This window comes from Microbacterium sp. KHB019 (assembly GCF_037285405.1).
In the GTDB taxonomy this organism is placed as follows: Bacteria; Actinomycetota; Actinomycetes; order Actinomycetales; family Microbacteriaceae; genus Microbacterium.
In genome coordinates this window covers 777,920-792,931 of record NZ_JBBDHF010000002.1, presented here as the reverse complement: position 1 = coordinate 792,931, position 15,012 = coordinate 777,920, and the positions used below count along the sequence as shown (strand labels likewise).

The 15,012-nt window shown below is 69.6% G+C and carries 19 protein-coding genes; 6 read left to right on the top strand and 13 right to left on the bottom strand.

The features are described 5' to 3' along the window. Nucleotides 1–63: 63 nt before the first annotated feature. Together KHB019_RS10235 and KHB019_RS10230 are read left to right on the top strand one after the other, a co-directional pair. Complete coding sequence (locus KHB019_RS10235) at nucleotides 64–858, top strand: SDR family oxidoreductase (RefSeq protein WP_230102384.1); 795 nt, start codon at nucleotides 64–66, stop codon at nucleotides 856–858. 45 nt (nucleotides 859–903) lie between these two features. Beyond that, nucleotides 904–1,662: an SDR family oxidoreductase gene (locus tag KHB019_RS10230; RefSeq protein WP_337458885.1), complete on the top strand. Its 759-nt coding sequence runs from the start codon at nucleotides 904–906 to the stop codon at nucleotides 1,660–1,662. 7 nt (nucleotides 1,663–1,669) lie between these two features. Here KHB019_RS10230 and KHB019_RS10225 read toward each other — a convergent pair whose 3' ends face one another. Further along, entirely contained in the window at nucleotides 1,670–1,849 is a 180-nt protein-coding gene (locus KHB019_RS10225; RefSeq protein ID WP_325471652.1) for a hypothetical protein, read from the bottom strand. A gap of 39 nt (nucleotides 1,850–1,888) precedes the next feature. Here KHB019_RS10225 and KHB019_RS10220 point away from each other — a divergent pair, with 39 nt between their 5' ends. Continuing rightward, complete coding sequence (locus KHB019_RS10220; protein ID WP_230102381.1) at nucleotides 1,889–2,113, top strand: RNA-binding S4 domain-containing protein; 225 nt, start codon at nucleotides 1,889–1,891, stop codon at nucleotides 2,111–2,113. 20 nt (nucleotides 2,114–2,133) lie between these two features. On the opposite strand, the gene KHB019_RS10215 is transcribed toward KHB019_RS10220, so the two are convergent. Then, nucleotides 2,134–2,724, bottom strand: a complete 591-nt coding sequence (locus KHB019_RS10215) for a protein-L-isoaspartate O-methyltransferase family protein (protein WP_230102380.1) — start codon at nucleotides 2,722–2,724, stop codon at nucleotides 2,134–2,136. Nucleotides 2,725–2,727: 3 nt separating this feature from the next. Further along, nucleotides 2,728–3,294 carry a dihydrofolate reductase family protein gene (locus KHB019_RS10210; RefSeq protein WP_325471650.1) on the bottom strand — a complete coding sequence of 189 codons (567 nt, stop codon included), beginning with the start codon at nucleotides 3,292–3,294 and terminating at the stop codon, nucleotides 2,728–2,730. A gap of 84 nt (nucleotides 3,295–3,378) precedes the next feature. Between KHB019_RS10210 and KHB019_RS10205 the strand changes: the two genes are divergently transcribed. Further along, nucleotides 3,379–4,074: a histidine phosphatase family protein gene (locus KHB019_RS10205; RefSeq protein WP_337458884.1), complete on the top strand. Its 696-nt coding sequence runs from the start codon at nucleotides 3,379–3,381 to the stop codon at nucleotides 4,072–4,074. Then, nucleotides 4,071–4,922 carry a patatin-like phospholipase family protein gene (locus tag KHB019_RS10200; RefSeq protein ID WP_337458883.1) on the top strand — a complete coding sequence of 284 codons (852 nt, stop codon included), beginning with the start codon at nucleotides 4,071–4,073 and terminating at the stop codon, nucleotides 4,920–4,922. The genes KHB019_RS10205 and KHB019_RS10200 overlap by 4 nt, the downstream gene beginning before the upstream one ends. A 67-nt stretch (nucleotides 4,923–4,989) precedes the next feature. Here KHB019_RS10200 and KHB019_RS10195 read toward each other — a convergent pair whose 3' ends face one another. After that, the gene (locus tag KHB019_RS10195) at nucleotides 4,990–5,751 is read right to left on the bottom strand and encodes an SDR family oxidoreductase (RefSeq protein WP_337458882.1); all 762 of its coding nucleotides are present in this window, start codon (nucleotides 5,749–5,751) and stop codon (nucleotides 4,990–4,992) included. Nucleotides 5,752–5,821: 70 nt separating this feature from the next. On the opposite strand from KHB019_RS10195, the gene KHB019_RS10190 reads away from it, so the two are divergent. Further along, nucleotides 5,822–6,865, top strand: a complete 1,044-nt coding sequence (locus KHB019_RS10190; RefSeq protein WP_337458881.1) for an Ldh family oxidoreductase — start codon at nucleotides 5,822–5,824, stop codon at nucleotides 6,863–6,865. On the opposite strand, the gene KHB019_RS10185 is transcribed toward KHB019_RS10190, so the two are convergent. From KHB019_RS10185 to KHB019_RS10145, 9 genes are read right to left on the bottom strand one after another with little or no spacing between them, the layout of a single operon-like run. After that, the gene (locus tag KHB019_RS10185; RefSeq protein WP_337458880.1) at nucleotides 6,852–7,871 is read right to left on the bottom strand and encodes an alcohol dehydrogenase catalytic domain-containing protein; all 1,020 of its coding nucleotides are present in this window, start codon (nucleotides 7,869–7,871) and stop codon (nucleotides 6,852–6,854) included. The genes KHB019_RS10190 and KHB019_RS10185 overlap by 14 nt on opposite strands. A gap of 18 nt (nucleotides 7,872–7,889) precedes the next feature. Further along, nucleotides 7,890–9,089, bottom strand: a complete 1,200-nt coding sequence (locus KHB019_RS10180) for a CaiB/BaiF CoA transferase family protein (protein ID WP_337458879.1) — start codon at nucleotides 9,087–9,089, stop codon at nucleotides 7,890–7,892. Between the two features lie 53 nt (nucleotides 9,090–9,142). Then, nucleotides 9,143–10,120 (bottom strand): NAD-dependent epimerase/dehydratase family protein, encoded by a 978-nt coding sequence (locus KHB019_RS10175; protein WP_337458878.1) that lies wholly within the window; start codon nucleotides 10,118–10,120, stop codon nucleotides 9,143–9,145. Nucleotides 10,121–10,133: 13 nt separating this feature from the next. Next, a complete protein-coding gene (locus tag KHB019_RS10170; protein ID WP_337458877.1) occupies nucleotides 10,134–11,162 on the bottom strand; it encodes a Gfo/Idh/MocA family protein in 1,029 nt (342 codons plus the stop codon). 13 nt (nucleotides 11,163–11,175) lie between these two features. Continuing rightward, nucleotides 11,176–11,973: a CoA-transferase subunit beta gene (locus KHB019_RS10165; protein ID WP_337458876.1), complete on the bottom strand. Its 798-nt coding sequence runs from the start codon at nucleotides 11,971–11,973 to the stop codon at nucleotides 11,176–11,178. Then, the gene (locus KHB019_RS10160) at nucleotides 11,966–12,850 is read right to left on the bottom strand and encodes a CoA transferase subunit A (protein WP_337458875.1); all 885 of its coding nucleotides are present in this window, start codon (nucleotides 12,848–12,850) and stop codon (nucleotides 11,966–11,968) included. The genes KHB019_RS10165 and KHB019_RS10160 overlap by 8 nt, the downstream gene beginning before the upstream one ends. Continuing rightward, the gene (locus KHB019_RS10155; RefSeq protein ID WP_337458874.1) at nucleotides 12,847–13,578 is read right to left on the bottom strand and encodes an amino acid ABC transporter ATP-binding protein; all 732 of its coding nucleotides are present in this window, start codon (nucleotides 13,576–13,578) and stop codon (nucleotides 12,847–12,849) included. Before KHB019_RS10155 ends, KHB019_RS10160 begins: the two co-directional genes overlap by 4 nt. After that, on the bottom strand, nucleotides 13,575–14,243 hold the full coding sequence (locus KHB019_RS10150; RefSeq protein ID WP_337458873.1) for an amino acid ABC transporter permease: 669 nt from the start codon (nucleotides 14,241–14,243) through the stop codon (nucleotides 13,575–13,577). Before KHB019_RS10150 ends, KHB019_RS10155 begins: the two co-directional genes overlap by 4 nt. Next, nucleotides 14,240–14,944 (bottom strand): amino acid ABC transporter permease, encoded by a 705-nt coding sequence (locus tag KHB019_RS10145; RefSeq protein ID WP_337458872.1) that lies wholly within the window; start codon nucleotides 14,942–14,944, stop codon nucleotides 14,240–14,242. Before KHB019_RS10145 ends, KHB019_RS10150 begins: the two co-directional genes overlap by 4 nt. Between the last annotated feature and the right edge of the window lie 68 nt (nucleotides 14,945–15,012).

The window sequence follows — 15,012 nt, the reverse complement described above, 5'->3', positions numbered from 1 at the left end:
CGACTGTCCGGTCTTACGGGTACGGGCGCGTATCGGTCGCCCCGGACATACCGAAGGAGCGACATGAGAATCACAGTCATCGGCGGCACCGGCCTCATCGGCACCCGGCTCGTGCGAACCCTGCAATCGGCCGGTCACGACGTCGTCGTCGCCGCGCGCGCGACGGGCGTCAACTCCTACACGGCGGAGGGGCTCGAGGCCGCGCTGGACGGCGCTGAGGTGCTCGTCGACGTCTCCAACTCGTCGTACATAGACGAGGCCGCCGCTCGAGAGTTCTTCTACACCTCGACAATGAATCTGCTCAGCTACGGTGAAGCCGCAGGCGTGCGTCACCATGTCGCACTGTCGGTGGTCGGCACCGACCGGCTCGCGCGCGCCGAGGGCGGCTACTTCATCGCCAAGGAGCAGCAGGAGCGCCTCATCTCGGCATCCCAGCGACCGTACTCGTTGGTGCACGCCACGCAGTTCTTCGAGTTCATCCGGCACATCACGGCTCACGCCGTGCGCAGCGGGGTCGTCCGGGTGGCTGACGTTCTCATCCAGCCGATGGCCGCCCAGGATGTGGCTGCCGCCGTCGCGCAGACGGCTCTCGCCGAACCGCTGTACGGCACGGTGGAGTTCGGCGGCCCCGAGGTCTTCAGCCTCGGCGAGTTGGCCAGGATCGATCTGCGCTATCGCGAGGACGACCGCGAGGTCGTTCCCGATCCGCTCGGCACGTACTTCGGGGCTCGTATCGCGCAGCGCGACCTCCTGCCCGAGGCCACGGCGACGATCGCACCGACGAGGTACCACGACTGGCGGGTGGGAAACGAGTATGGAGTGGCGCCTGTCACATCCGGCGACTCGCTCCTGTCATAGCTGGCGGATGCCACGAAGGCACCCTCCAATCAGAAAGGCACGGACATGGCAAAGATCGTCGTCATCGGAGGCACTGGCCTCATCGGCTCCAAGGTGGTCGCGAAGCTGACCGCACACGGTCATGAGGCCGTAGCCGCCTCGCCCAACACGGGGGTCGACAGCGTGACTGGAGAGGGCCTCGCCGAAGCTCTGGAAGGAGCGAGCACCGTCGTCGACGTCTCGAACTCGCCGTCGTTCGCACCCGCGGACGTGCTGGAGTTCTTCACCACCTCGACACGGAACCTGCTCGAGGCCGAGTCCGCTGCCGGCATCGATCACCACGTCGCGCTCACGATCGTCGGCACCAACCGGCCGCAGAGCATCCCCTACTTCGTGGCCAAGGTCGCGCAGGAGAAGCTCATCCGCGAATCGGGCATCGGCTACTCGCTCGTGCACGCCACACAGTTCTTCGAGTTCATCGGCAGCATCGCCGACGTCTCCACGGACGGTGACACGGTGCGTCTGCCTGGCGCACTCATCCAGCCGATCGCCGCTGAAGACGTCGCGACCGCAGTGGCGCGCGCGGCTTCGGGCGACGCCCCGCTCGGTGACGTCGAGATCGCCGGGCCGGAGGCGTTCGGCATGGATGAGTTCATCCGCCGCGGTCTGACGTTCCGCGGCGACCCTCGCACCGTCGTTCGCGACGACGATGCGCCGTACTACGGAGCGAAGATCGAGGAGCGCACCCTCATCCCGATCGAGGGGGCGCAGATCTTCACGACCAGCCTCGAAGAGTGGCTGCCGCTGAACCCTCCGCGGAAGTAGTCGCGCACTACTCCGCGTCGGAGCGGAACATCCCTCGAAGCACGAGATACACGATCACGGCCACCACCACGACGATCGCCAGCTTCGCGATGAACCACAGCAGAGAGAACAGCACGCCGACCAGCCACCAGGCGATGACCACGGCGACGATGACGCCGATGACGGTCCACAGGGAGTTCTTGGTCATGACTCCAGCCTAGGCAATGGCGGCGGTTAGCATTCAGACATGATGAACGAAGCGATCACCGAGGTCTCCATCGGCGGCGAGATGATCCGCCTCGGGCAGTTCCTCAAGTTCTCGGGTCTCCTCGACTCCGGCGGAGACGCCAAGGAGGTCATCATCGACGGCTACGTGCAGGTCAATGGCGAGGAGGAGCGCCGGCGCGGACGACAACTCCACGACGGCGACCTCGTCGCATTCGAGGGTCGGACGGTCCGCGTCCGGCCCTGACGGGTGCTCGCCGGCGTCGTTCAGTCCTCCCGTAGCGGCACGAACGTGTAGAGACCCGCATCCTGCCGGCGCCGCACGCGCCCGTCCCGCCGGTCGACGACGGTCATGACGCCGGCGATCGGGGCGACCATCCGCCCGCCCTCCCCGAGCTGGTCGACCAAGGCATCCGGCATCCGCGCGAAATCGGCCGAGACCAGGATGCGGTCGAACGGCGCGGATGCGGGCAGGCCGAGAACCCCGGCGGAAGCCCGCTCGATGCGGGCGATGACTCCGGCGGCAGCGAGCCTGTCCCGCCCGAACTCGACGAGCTCGGGCACCCGTTCCACACCGATCACTCTCCCCTCTTCCCCGGCGAGGTGCGCGAGAAGCGCGGTCGTCCACGCGGAACCGCTGCCCACGTCGAGCACCCGATCGCCCGGTCGCACGGCGAGGAGTTCCAGCATCCGAAACACCGTCGACGGCTGGGAGTTCGTGGCATCCCACCCGATCATCACCGGGCGATCGGCATCGGCGAGGTGCCGCACGGCATCCGGGAGGAAGTCCGCACGCTCGATGACGGCGAACGCGTCGCGCACGCTCCGGCGCGTCTCGTCACTGACCTGGATGCTCACGACTCAGCCGCCTGGAGGACCGTCCAGCACAGTGGGGATGTACTCGAGGAGCTGGCTGCGGTCGTCGAAAGTGCGCGACTCGATCAGGTCGAGACGCACGTCGGGATAGCCGTCGAAGATCCGCTCCTGGCCCGTCGCACCGGTGATGACGGGGAAGATGACGACCCGGAAGCGATCGGCAAGCCCTGCCATCAGCAGCGCCCTGCACAGCGACAGACTGCCGAGGGTTCGAAGCGGGAGGTCGGAGGTCTCCTTCAACCTCCGCACGAAATCGACGGCGTCCTCGCGGATGAGGGTCGAGTTGACCCAGGTGAGCGGCTCTTCAAGTGTGGACGAGAACACGTATTTCTGCACGTCGTTCAGCGACTCGACCCCCTCGGTCTGGCTCGACGCGAACTCCGACATCAGTCGGTAGGTCGTCGCCCCCATGAGGATCGGGTGATCCTTCTCGGGAAGACCGTCGAGCCAGCCGAGGTACTCGGGACCCTCCAGCCCCCACCATCCGGGCCACCCTTCGGCCGCGCCGTACCCGTCGAGGGAGATGATGAAGTCGATCGTCAGTTTCTGCATCGGAGCCTCCGTGTGCGATCGGGCCGACGTTGGCCGCGATCCTACGCCGAGGGATGCTTCGGCATAACCCCGATTCCGGCACGGATGCCCGCCTCGGCACCGGTCGACGAGTACGGTTGCCGTGTGGATGCCGCCGACCCGCTGCCCGATCGCCCCGCCCCGGACAACCCGCAGGGCAAACTCGTGCTGCTGCGGCATGGCGAGACCGAGTGGTCGCGCTCCGGACGGCACACCGGACGCACCGACGTACCGCTGACCGAGCACGGCGAAGAACTGGCGCGGGCAGCCGGAGAGCTCGTGCGCGGGTACGACTTCCGCCTGGTTCTCAGCTCTCCCCTGCAGGGGGCGCGCCGCACCGCCGAGCTCGCGGGACTCGAGGCCGAGATCGATCCGCTGCTGATCGAGTGGGACTACGGCGGATACGAAGGGCGCACGACGAAGGAGATCCGCGCCGAGCTCGGGTACGACTGGTCGGCGTTCATGCACGGCGTCGTCCGCGGCGAGACCCCGGGCGAGACGGTCGAAGAGGTCGCGGCGCGCGCATCCCGCGTGCTGACCAGGGTGCTGCCCGCGATGGTCGACGGCGACGTCGCGCTCATCGCGCACGGTCATTATCTTCGGATCCTTGCGGCCGTGTTCCTGCGGCAGGCGCCCCGGTTCGGAGCATCCATCACGTTCGGTGCCGGCTCCGTCTCGGTGCTCGGGTACGACCGCGAGCAGCCGGCGATCCTGGCCTGGAACCACGGGCCGCAGCTGCCGCTCGAGCCGCCGAAGTCATGACGCGTGCACTCGTCCTGGGCGGCGGAGGGTCGGCGGGCAACGCCTGGACCATCGGGGTGCTCGCCGGTCTTCTGGAAGGCGGAGTGGATGCTGCCGCCGCGGACCTCATCATCGGGACGTCGGCGGGCGCGACGGCAGCCGTGCAGATCACGAGCGGTTCCGCATCCGAGTTGTATACGGCGATTCTCGACGCACAGCTCCCGCCCCAGTCTCAGCGCGGCCGGCCGTCGGTCGATCACCTGGCGCGCACCGGTGCGATCATCGCTTCGGCATCGGATGCCGCCGACATGCGACGCCGCATGGGCGCTGCGGCGATCGTGCTCGATGACGAGTCGGACGGTGCGTGGGAAACCCGCTGGCGCGCGATCACTGCGCATCGGCTGCCAGACGCCGTGTGGCCGGAAAGGCGGATGCTGATCGCCGCGGTGGATGCCCGAACGGGCGAACCGGTGACGTTCGACGCGGCGAGCGGCGTGGACATCGTGGATGCCGTCGCCGCCAGCACCTCCAGCGGTGCCGCCTACCGGATCGGCGACGGGCGCTACATCGACGGCGGCTACCGCCGGAACGAGAACGCCGATCTCGCTGCCGGGCACGACCGGGTGCTCGTGCTGTCTCCGCTGGGTGGGCGGACGCGGCATCCGCTCGCATGGCGCATGCAGCTCGCGGCGCAGGTCGACGACCTGCGGGCGGTGGGCAGCGCGGTGTCGACGATCCTGCCCGACGAGTCCTCGCTCGCGGCTTCCGGCGACGACCTCATGGATCCGTCGGTCAGGCGGCCCGCGGCCGAGGCCGGGTATCGGCAGGGACGCGCCGCGGCATCCGCACTCGCAGAGTTCTGGGGCTGACGCGTCACCGCTTCGGGTTCGATTGGCCGCCGAGCTTGAGCGCACGGTCACCCCGCGCCACTGGGTATCAGCGGACGAGCCACCCGCCATCGACGGGAAGGGTCACGCCGGTGATGTAGTCCGCCGCGGGGCCGACGAGGAAGACGACGGCTCCGGCGATGTCCTCGGGTGTGGCCCACCGGCCGATCGGGATGCGGTCCATGATCCGCTGGTACGCGGCCTGATCCTCCTGCAGGACCCGGGTGTTCTCCGTCGCGACGTAGCCGGGTGCGACGGCGTTGGCCGTGACGTTGTGGCGGCTCCACTCGTTCGCGAACGACCTCGTGATGCCGGCGAGCCCGGCCTTCGACGCGGTGTAGCCGAGAACGCCCTCGCCGCCCTGGAAGACCCGCATCGAGGCGATCGAGACGATCCGGCCGAAGCCGCGTCCGACCATCGCGCCGCCGAGCACCTGGGTGAGCACGAACTGCGACGTCAGGTCGATGTCGAGGATCCGCTGCCACTGCTCCTGCGAGTGCGTGAGCGCGGGCTCGCGGTGGATGGCACCGGCGTTGTTCACGAGGGTGTCGATCGCCGGTCCCTCCGCCACGAGCCGGTCCGCGAACCCGCGGACCGCGTCGGGATCCGAGAAGTCGACGTCGTGACCGGTGAAGCTCCTGCCGTGGGCCTCGACCGCCCGCAAGGTCTCGGCACCGGTCTTCGACATCGAGGAGCTCGCCGCGACGATGTCCGCCCCGGCCTCCGCGAGGGCGATCGCTATCGCCTGTCCGATCCCGACATTGGCACCCGTGACGAGGGCGGTGCGCCCCCTGAGGTCAAAGCTCACCATTGAACGCTTCCTTTGATTGGCCTAGACATCTAGGGTAGCACTGAGGGCGACGGGAACACGAGGTGGATGCATGGGAGAAGCCGTGGCGCATGTCGGCGACGACGAGCTGCGCGCCTGGGCGGAGGCCGTGCTGCGCACCCTCGGCGCGACCTCCGGCAACGCTCGCCTCGTCGCCCGATCGCTCGTCGACTCCGACCTGCGCGGCTACGACACGCAGGGGGTGTGGCGCCTTCCGGACTACGCCGACGCGATCTCGAAGGGCGTCGTCGCGCCCGCGGCGACACCGCGGGAGGAGCCGACGGGGCGGGCGTCGCTGCTCGTCGTCGACGGACACGACGGCTTCGGCCAGGTCGCGGCGGATCTCGCCGTCCGGCGGCTGCGCGAGGTCGCCGCCGACACCGGCATCGCCGTCGCCGCGCTGCGGCGCTCCCACCACGTCGGGCGTCTCGGCGCCTGGGTGGAGCACCTCGCCGCGCACGGGCTGGTCGGACACGCGCTCTCGCAGAGCAACGCGCTGATGGCGGCACCGGGCACGGCGACCCGACTGTTCGGAAGCAACCCGATGGCGTGGGGCCTGCCTGCGCGTTCCGGCCCGCCGGTGATCGTCGACTTCGCCACCTCCGCGACGTCGGTGGGCCGCGTCGCGGCCGCATCCGCGCGCGGCGACGCCCTCGAGCACGGCATGCTGGTCGACGCCGACGGCGCTCCGAGCAGCACCCCCGACGCCCTGTTCCGCGGTGGAGCGCTCCTCCCCTTCGGCGGCCACAAGGGCTACGGCCTCTCCGTGCTCACCGATCTCCTCGGCGGCGCGGTCTCGGGAGACGGCCCGGCCTCCGGCACCGCGTACTCCGGCAGGCACGGCGTCGCACTGCTCGCCGTCGATCCGGCGCTGTGGGGCGGTGCAGACCGGCTGCTCGACGACGTGGAGCGGCTGCGGGCGACGCTCGCCGGCACACCGCATCCGACCGGGCCCGCTCCGCGACTGCCCGGCGAGCGCGCCGCCGACGAACTCGAGCGCCGCCTCGCCGACGGGATCCCACTCGAGGAACCCTGGCTGCGCCGCCTGGACGAACTCTCCGACCGCCTCGGAGTGGCGGTCGTCAGTCGGTCGTGACGACAACCCGCACGGGCGACCCGACCCGCGAGACGAACGCCTCGATCGCCTCGTTGACCCGGTGCAGCGGATAGGTCGCGCTCACCGACGACGAGAAGTCGAGCACGCCGTCGACGAACAGGCGCGCGATGTACGCCAGGTCGGCCGGCGTGTAGCCGTACACGCCGCTGACCCGGATGCCGTTGCGCACGAAGTGCGTCGGGACGGACAGCGTCAGCCGCCGGGTGCCGATCCCGCTGACCGCGCAGATGCCGTTCGTGCGCAGCAGCGACAGCGACACATCGAAGGTGGAGGGGAGCCCCACGCTGTCGACGACACCGATCAGCCTCTCGGGCTCGAGCTCGCGCGCCGCCGCGAGGATGTCGTCGCTCGGGTCGAGCGCCCGCGCCGCCCCGGCATCCGCGGCGCGCTCGCGGGCGACGGGATCGGGATCGACCGAGATCACGGTCGCCCCCTCGGCCACCGCGAGCCGCACGGCGTGCAGGCCGACCCCGCCGGCGCCCATGATCGCGACGACCTCTCCCCCGAGGGGTCCGAGCAGCCGCAGGGCGTGACGCGCGGCCCCGGCGGACTCGATCATCGCGATCTCGGCGAACGGGCGAGAGTCCGGCATGACGATCAGATTCGCCGCGGGGGCGACGACGTACTCTGCGAGGCCCCCGTCGACGTGCACGCCGAGGAGCCGGCGCTGCGAGCAGTGGTTCGGCTCGCCCCTCCGGCAGAACGCGCAGTCGCCGCATCCGGTCAGCGGGTTGACGAAGACCCTGTCGCCGGGCGCGAGCCCCTCGACTCCCGGGCCGACCTCGTCCACCGTGCCGGCGATCTCATGGCCCAGGGTCTGCGGGAGAGGACCGGTCGGCACCTCTCCCGCCATGAAGTGGAGGTCGGAGGCGCAGATGCCCGCCGCGCGCACGCGGATCACGCATTCGCCGGAGCCGGCGCGGGGCTTGGGCACCTCCTCCGCGACGAGCGGCCGGCCGATCTCGTACAGCCTCTGAGCGAGCATCCTCGTCCCGTCCCTCCGTCAGAGCACTCCGTCGTCGCGGAGCTGCTGGAGCCGCTCCGGCGTGTAGCCGAGGAACTCTCGGTAGATGAACTCGTTGTCCTCCCCCACCAGCGGCGGGGGCTTGCGCACCGAGCCGGGGGTGGCGCTGAGCTTGATCGGCATCCCCGGGAGCTTGAGCGTGCCGAGCTCGGGGTGCTCGATGTCGAGCATCATCTCCCGGGCGGCGATCTGCTCCGAATCGGTGATCTCGTCGACGCCGACGACAGGGCTGAACGGGATGCCGGCCGTCTCCAGCACGGCGCTCGCCTCGGCGACGGTCAGGCCGCCGATCCAGTTCTGGACGACGTCCTCGATCGCGCCGATGTTCGCCATCCGGTCCGCCACGGCGGCGAAGCGGGGGTCCTCGACGAGCTCCGGCTGTCCCATGCCCCCCGCCAGTCGCCGGAAGAGGGCGTCCGTGCCGGCGTGCAGGTAGACGAAGCCGTCAGATGCCGTGAAGAGGTTCGCCGGTCCGCTGAGGCGATCGCGCGAGCCGTTGCGAGCCATCTTCTGCCCGAGCATCGCCCAGGCGCTCGGCGCGGTGCCGAGGGTCGAGAACAGCGCATCCACGGAAGCGACGTCGACGCGCTGCCCCTCACCCGTCATCCGGTGGTGGAGTATCGCCACGAGCGCACCGATGGCCGCGTGGTAGCCGGCGATGTAGTCGGCGACGAAGGCGCCGGTGAGCGTCGGCTGCCCGTCCACCTCTCCAGTCATGCTCATGAGGCCCGATGCCGCCTGCGCGATGCCGTCGAACAGCGCCCGCTCGGCGAGCGGCCCGTCCTGGCCGAAGCCGGAGATCGAGACGAGGATGATCCCGGGATGCAGTTCCTGCAGGCGCTCGTAGGAGAGCCCCATCGCCGCCATGGTCCCAGGACGGTAGTTCTCGACGACCACGTCCGCCTTGCGGACCAGATCCTCCAGGATGCCGGCCGCCTCGGTGTGCCGGGTGTCGAGCGTGCCGGCGTGCTTGTTGCGGCTGTACAGCATCGTGTAGATGCTCGCCCCGTTGTAGAAGGGAGCGAGTCTGCGGCTGTCCTCGCCGCCCGGACGCTCGATCTTCAGGACCTGCGCGCCCATGTCGGCGAGGATCTGGCAGCACAGCGGGCCTGCGATGAAGCGCGTGAGATCGAGGACGGTGACCCCGCTGAGGGGCTGCGGGGATGCGGCATCGGCCATGTCGGATGGGCCTTTCTGAATGGTCGGTGGTCTGTTCGTGAGCGTACGCGGGGTCAGCCGAACTGCGCGGCGAGGGCATCGTAGGCGGCGTCGACCTCGCGGTGCACGATCCGCCGCTCGGGCACCTCGTACCAGTCGACGATGTCCCGTGCCCCCTCCTCGAACCGCGTGGTGGCGACCCAGCCGGGCGCAAGAGAGCGGATCTTCGAGTTGTCGAACCAGACCGAGTGCGAGTAGTCGCCGAGGAGCCGCCCGGCGAACTCCGGGAGGGCCCTCGCGACCGTGTCGGTCGCGACGTGCACGATCCTCGCCTCCGCGCCGAGGTGCCGCGCGAAGGTTTTGACGATGTCGTCCCAGGTGAGGTGCTCCTCCGAGGTGATGTGCACCGAGGTACCGATCGCGTGCGGGTTGCCGAGCAGCTCCACGAAGGCGCGCGCGAAGTCCCGGGAGTGGGTGAGGGCCCACCAGCTGGTGCCGTCCCCGTGCACGACGACGGGCTTGCCCTCGAGCATCCGCCCCAGCGATGTCCACCCGCCGATGAGTGGCATGTTCCCGCCGTCGTAGGTGTGCGAGGGGCGCACGATCGTGACGGGGAAGCCGGTCTCACGGTACGCCGTCGTCAGCATCTCCTCGCAGGCGATCTTGTCGCGGGAGTACTGCCAGAACGGGTTGCGCAGCGCGGAACTCTCGGTGATCGGGATGGCGGCGATGGGCTTCTGGTAAGCGGAGGCGGTCGACGGGAAGACGTACTGACCGACGGCTCCGGAGAAGGTCTCGATGTCGGCGGCCACCTGCTCCGGCCGGTACGCACGGAGGTTGACGACGACGTCGAAGCTCCGCCCGGCGATGGCGCTGCGGATGCTCGCGGGATCGTCGGCGTCGCCGACGAGCTCGATGACGCCCTCCCTCGGCGGCCGGTCACGGTTGCGCCCGCGATTGACGATGGTGACCTGCCACCCGCGCTCCTGCGCGCGGCCGGCGACCCACCACGAGATGATTCCATTCCCACCGATGATCAGCAGCTGGCGCATGGCGGCATCCGTCCTATTCCTTGTTCTCTCGCTCGCCGGGAAGGGGGAAGACGAGTCCGATCCGGCGGCGGATCGCGTCCATGACCTCCAGCACGGCGATCGAGTCGGCGAGCGGATGCACCCCCGACTGGAGCGCCCCCTCGTCCACCCCGGTCGCGAACTCCGCGACCTGGTACTGGAACCCGTTCTCGACGGGGAGGTCGAAGGTCCAGCGAGCGCCCTCGCGGGTCGTCATCACCAGGGATGCCGGCACGGCGAACGGCCGCTCCAGATCCACGCGTGCGTGCGTTCCGAGCACGTGCGCCGACTTCGGTCCGAGACCGCGCGTGCTCGTGTAGACGCTGGCCTGCGCTCCGGACGCGTACGTCAGCATCGCCGAGACCTGCTCGTCGACGCCGGTCGACGCGAACTCCGCCACGGCGTGCACGCCCTCGGGCGCGCCGAGCACGGCGTGCGCGAGCGAGAGCGGGTAGACGCCCATGTCGAGCAGGGCCCCGCCCGCGAGCTCCGGTGCGAACATCCGGTGCGCCGGGTCGAAGGGGAAGAAGTGCGCGTAGTTCGCGCTGACGTGCACGACCTGGCCGAGATCGCCGGCGTCGAGGAGCGACTGCAGGACGCGCCGGTGCGGGAGGAACCGCGCCCACATCGCCTCCATCGCGAATACGCTCGCCGCTCGCGCGCTGCGCGCGATCTCCACCGCGTCCTCGGCGGTGACCGCGAGGGGCTTCTCGACGAGGACGTGCTTGCCCGCGGCGATCGCCAGCAGGGCGTGCTCGCGGTGGAACGGATGCGGGGAGGCGATGTAGACGGCATCGACGTCATCCCTCTCGACCAACTCGGCGTGACCGCCCGCCCATCCCTCCACCCCGGTGGCCGAGGCGAACGCCCGCGCACGGTCCGCGTCGCGCGATCCCACCGCGGAGACTGCCGAGCGCGTGTGCCGCTGCACCGCGTCGACGAACTTCCGGGCGACCTTGCCGCCGCCGATGACGCCCCAGCGGATCGGGGGCGCCTCCTCGGGGAGCACGAGCTGCGTCTTCATCGTCGCCTCCTCCTCAGGCGCGCAGCAGTGCGCCGGACGGATCGATCTCCTCGCGGATGAGGCGTAGGGTCGCGGCACTCGGCGCCTCCGTCTCGACCACGTCGTCGGCGACGACCGGTGCGAACGACATCCGCTCGAGGACGTCGTCGACCGACACCCCCGGGTGGACCGACCGCAACCGCATGCGTCCGTCATCCGTGAAGTCGAACACGCCGTGGTCGGTGACGACGAGCGTCGGTCCGCCCCCGGAGTAGCCCAGCGACTCGCGCGTCCTCGTCTCGCTGCCGAAGCCGAAGCTGGTCACGTGGTCGACCCGCTCCACGAACACGCGGGGCGACAGGTCGACGACGATGATCGGCCGCCGGACGAAAGCGAGGTGCTCGGGCTGGGCCAGGCATCCGACCAGACGCACCTTGGGGTGGTCGGCCGGTCCGATGCGCGTGATGTTGAGGTTGCCGTAGCGGTCGACCTGAGCCGCCGACTCGAAGCTCACGTCGAACTCGCCGCGCACCAGCATGTCGACCTTCTGGCCCACGTCGGCCGGCGCGTAGGCGCCGCGCCAGCGGGTGATCGCGTCCTGGGTGAGGTGCTCCGGCACGTCGGTGAGATCGGGGCTGAGCAGGTTGCCCCAGTAGATGTCCAGGCCCGGGGCGTGATCGAGCTGCGCGAGCCGCGCCGCGACCAGCGGGATGCCGACGGCGAGCGTGAACGCGCGGCCGGAGGTGCCGACACCGACGAACACGACGTCGTCGTCCTGCAGCGTGCGGCTGATGGCCGCGACCATCAGCTCGTTGCGAGTGGCGTCAGTCATCGGTGCCCGCTTTCAACGACGAGAGCAGATCGGGGTCGACCGCGGCGAGGAAGGCGGCGTGATCCGGCACACCGTGCACCGTGCGGTCGATGTAGCGAGCGAAGTCCTCCTCCGACCTCCCCGCCGCCGCCCACGCGGCGATCTCGTCCTCGTGCTCGTCGTACACGGTGTCGCAGCTGCCCGGGTAGGCGCCGAAGGGCGCCTCGCAGACGGCGGTGACCTTGGTGTGCGGGATGTAGGTGAGGTTCGGCCTGCGCACCACCTCGGAGTGCGGGATCACGCGCTCGACCGAGACGATCAGGGTCGTCGAGGCGGCGCCCATGATCAGGTCGATGTCGTCGCTGTCGCGGTGGACCGGCCAGACGATGTTGCCGTACTCGTCGCCGGCGTACGCGTGCAGGACCGTGACGTCGGTGGTCGCGGCCGAGACGGTCTGGAGCTCGACCCCGGTGTACGGGCAGGTGACGCTGCGGATGTCGTCACGCGCGCTCATCTCCGTCCCCCGGATGGGGACGACGGGGAGGAACGGCAGGCCCATGGCCGCGGCGCGGAACCGCGCCGTCATGAAGGACTCGGAGAAGTCCGTCGTCCTCACCCTGCCCTGCTCGACCGCGCGGCGGAAGTTCGGCGCACCGCCCTGCCACCACATGCCCACGTAGATGCCCTCCCAGGCGCTAACGCAGCCCGCGGCGACCAGGAGGTCGGTCGCGAGACTCGACGCCCAGGTCAGCAGGGTCAGATCGCGCCGGCCCTGGCGGATCAGCTCGCGGGAGAGCGCCAGGGGCTGGCGGCGGAGGAGGGAGCCCCCGAGGGCGACGGCGTCGCCGTCGGACACGAGTGCGGCCGCCTCGGCGACCGACGTCAGCTTGCGCTTCATCGCTGGTCCAGCACCCGGCTCAGGAACTGACGCAGCCGCGGGTTGGTCGGCGAGCTGAAGATCTGCTCGGGGGGGCCCTCCTCGCCGATGACGCCGCCGTCGAAGTACAGCACCCGGTCGGCGGTCTCCCGGGCGAAGCCCATCTCGTGCGTCACGACGAGCATCGTCATGCCCTCCGAGGCCAGACCCCGCATGACCTTCGTCACCTCGCCCACCAGCTCGGGGTCGAGCGCGCTGGTCGCCTCGTCGAAGAGCATCACCTGCGGCTGCATGGCCAGGGCGCGGGCGATGGCGACGCGCTGCTGCTGGCCGCCGGAGAGCTGCTGCGGGTAGGACTGCGCCTTCTCGGCGAGGCCGACCCGCTCGAGCGCCGTCATGGCCACCTCCCTGGCCTGGTCGCGCTTCATCTTCTTGACCTTGCGCAGGGCGAGCGCCGCGTTGTCGACCGCGTTCAGGTGCGGGAAGAGGTTGAACTGCTGGAAGACCATGCCGACGTACTTGTGCACGTCGTGGGCGGACTTGCGGTCGTGCACCTGCACGCCGTTGACGACGATCTCGCCGGAGTCCACGGTCTCCAGGCCGTTGATCGCGCGCAGCAGCGTGCTCTTGCCGGATCCGCTCGCACCGATGATGGCGATCACCTCGCCGGCCTCCACGGAGACGCTCACCCCGCGCAGCACCTCGTTGTCGCCGAAGCGCTTCCGGACATCGCTGACGTCGACGATCATGCGATCCTCTCCCTTTTCCTGACGCCCCGCTTCTCCAGGCCTCGTGCCACGAGGGAGAGCGGGTAGCTGATGATGAAGAACATGGCGGCGACGACCAGGTAGACCTGGAACGAGTTCACGCCCTGGTCGATGATCGCCTGGCCCTGCCGGACGATCTCGAAGTAGCTGATCACGGACGCGAGGGACGTGTTCTTGATCAGCGTGAGGTACTGCCCGAACAGCGGCGGGAGCACGACGGGCAGCGTCTGCGGGAAGACGACGTCCTTGGTGATGTGGAAGCGCGACAGTCCCAGCGTCGTCGCCGCCTCGCGCTGGCCGCTCGAGACGGACTCGAAGCCGGCGCGGAAGATCTCGGAGATGTACGCGCCCTGATAGAGGGTCATCGCGATCAGCGACGCGGTGAACACCGAGATGCCGTCGAGCCGCAGGTACGCGGCCCCGAAGTAGACGAAAAGCAGCTGCACCAGCAGCGGCGTGCCGCGGAAGATCTCGAGGTAGATGCGCAGGATCACTCCGACGACGGGGATGCGCGCGTAGCGGCCGAGGCCGACGAGGAAGCCGAGCACGGTGCTCGTAGCGATCGACGCGAGAACCAGCACGATGGTCGCGAAGAAGCCCTGCAGCAGCAGGTCGCGATAGTCCCAGATCTGCTCCCAGCCGCTCATGACCGGCCTCCCGTCCGAAGCTGTCGTGATCCGCGGAAGCGGAACCGGTAGGTGGCGGGCACCGAGGGTTTGAAGACGCGGCGCGAGAAGACGCTCGCCCCGAACGAGACGAGGTTCGTGAGGACGAGGTAGAACAGCATGGCGAAGGCGAAGATCGCCATCGTCTCGTAGGTGATGCTGTTCACGATCCGCGCGGCGCTCGTGAGCTCGTTGATCGCGATGGCGGACAGCAGCGAGCTGCCGAGGATCATGTCCACGTACTGGTTGATCACCGGCGGGAACACCGTCCTCATCGCCTGCGGGAGGACGATGCTGAAGAAGATCTGCGCCGGAGAGAGGCGGAGCGTGCGCGCGGCCTCGAGCTGTCCGGCGGGCACGGCGCTGATCCCCGCGCGGATGATCTCCGCCAGGTAGGCGCCGCCGTTCACGCCGAGGGCGAGCACTCCCGCCAGGAGCGCCGGCAACCGGAGACCGATGGAGGCGAGCCCGAAGTACGCCATGAAGATCTGCACCAGCACTGGGGTGTTGCGGAGGACCTCCACGTAGACGGCGCCGATGAAGCGCAGCACGCGCCACTTCGACTCGCGCATGACCGCGACGAGTGCACCGAGCACCAGGGCGAGGGCGAAGGCGACCGTGGAGGTCCAGATCGCCACCCACGCGCCTTCGATGAACTGGGGTGTGTATTGAAGGAAATTCAAGGCTTGTCGACCGATCTTCTTCAGACGGGCAGAGAAGAGGAGTGACGCTGCCGCGGCGAGGCCGCCGC

Bases quoted from the DNA above. Each gene is read 5' to 3' on its own strand.
- KHB019_RS10200 (WP_337458883.1), top strand. From the start codon at position 4,071: ATGACGCGTGCACTCGTCCTGGGCGGCGGAGGGTCGGCGGGCAACGCC.
- KHB019_RS10205 (WP_337458884.1), top strand. From the start codon at position 3,379: ATGCCCGCCTCGGCACCGGTCGACGAGTACGGTTGCCGTGTGGATGCC.
- KHB019_RS10235 (WP_230102384.1), top strand. From the start codon at position 64: ATGAGAATCACAGTCATCGGCGGCACCGGCCTCATCGGCACCCGGCTC.
- KHB019_RS10160 (WP_337458875.1), bottom strand. From the start codon at position 12,850: ATGAAGCGCAAGCTGACGTCGGTCGCCGAGGCGGCCGCACTCGTGTCC.
- KHB019_RS10155 (WP_337458874.1), bottom strand. From the start codon at position 13,578: ATGATCGTCGACGTCAGCGATGTCCGGAAGCGCTTCGGCGACAACGAG.
- KHB019_RS10165 (WP_337458876.1), bottom strand. From the start codon at position 11,973: ATGACTGACGCCACTCGCAACGAGCTGATGGTCGCGGCCATCAGCCGC.
- KHB019_RS10150 (WP_337458873.1), bottom strand. From the start codon at position 14,243: ATGAGCGGCTGGGAGCAGATCTGGGACTATCGCGACCTGCTGCTGCAG.
- KHB019_RS10195 (WP_337458882.1), bottom strand. From the start codon at position 5,751: ATGGTGAGCTTTGACCTCAGGGGGCGCACCGCCCTCGTCACGGGTGCC.
- KHB019_RS10175 (WP_337458878.1), bottom strand. From the start codon at position 10,120: ATGCGCCAGCTGCTGATCATCGGTGGGAATGGAATCATCTCGTGGTGG.
- KHB019_RS10180 (WP_337458879.1), bottom strand. From the start codon at position 9,089: ATGGCCGATGCCGCATCCCCGCAGCCCCTCAGCGGGGTCACCGTCCTC.
- KHB019_RS10225 (WP_325471652.1), bottom strand. From the start codon at position 1,849: ATGACCAAGAACTCCCTGTGGACCGTCATCGGCGTCATCGTCGCCGTG.
- KHB019_RS10220 (WP_230102381.1), top strand. From the start codon at position 1,889: ATGATGAACGAAGCGATCACCGAGGTCTCCATCGGCGGCGAGATGATC.
- KHB019_RS10185 (WP_337458880.1), bottom strand. From the start codon at position 7,871: ATGCTCGCTCAGAGGCTGTACGAGATCGGCCGGCCGCTCGTCGCGGAG.
- KHB019_RS10230 (WP_337458885.1), top strand. From the start codon at position 904: ATGGCAAAGATCGTCGTCATCGGAGGCACTGGCCTCATCGGCTCCAAG.
- KHB019_RS10190 (WP_337458881.1), top strand. From the start codon at position 5,822: ATGGGAGAAGCCGTGGCGCATGTCGGCGACGACGAGCTGCGCGCCTGG.
- KHB019_RS10210 (WP_325471650.1), bottom strand. From the start codon at position 3,294: ATGCAGAAACTGACGATCGACTTCATCATCTCCCTCGACGGGTACGGC.
- KHB019_RS10170 (WP_337458877.1), bottom strand. From the start codon at position 11,162: ATGAAGACGCAGCTCGTGCTCCCCGAGGAGGCGCCCCCGATCCGCTGG.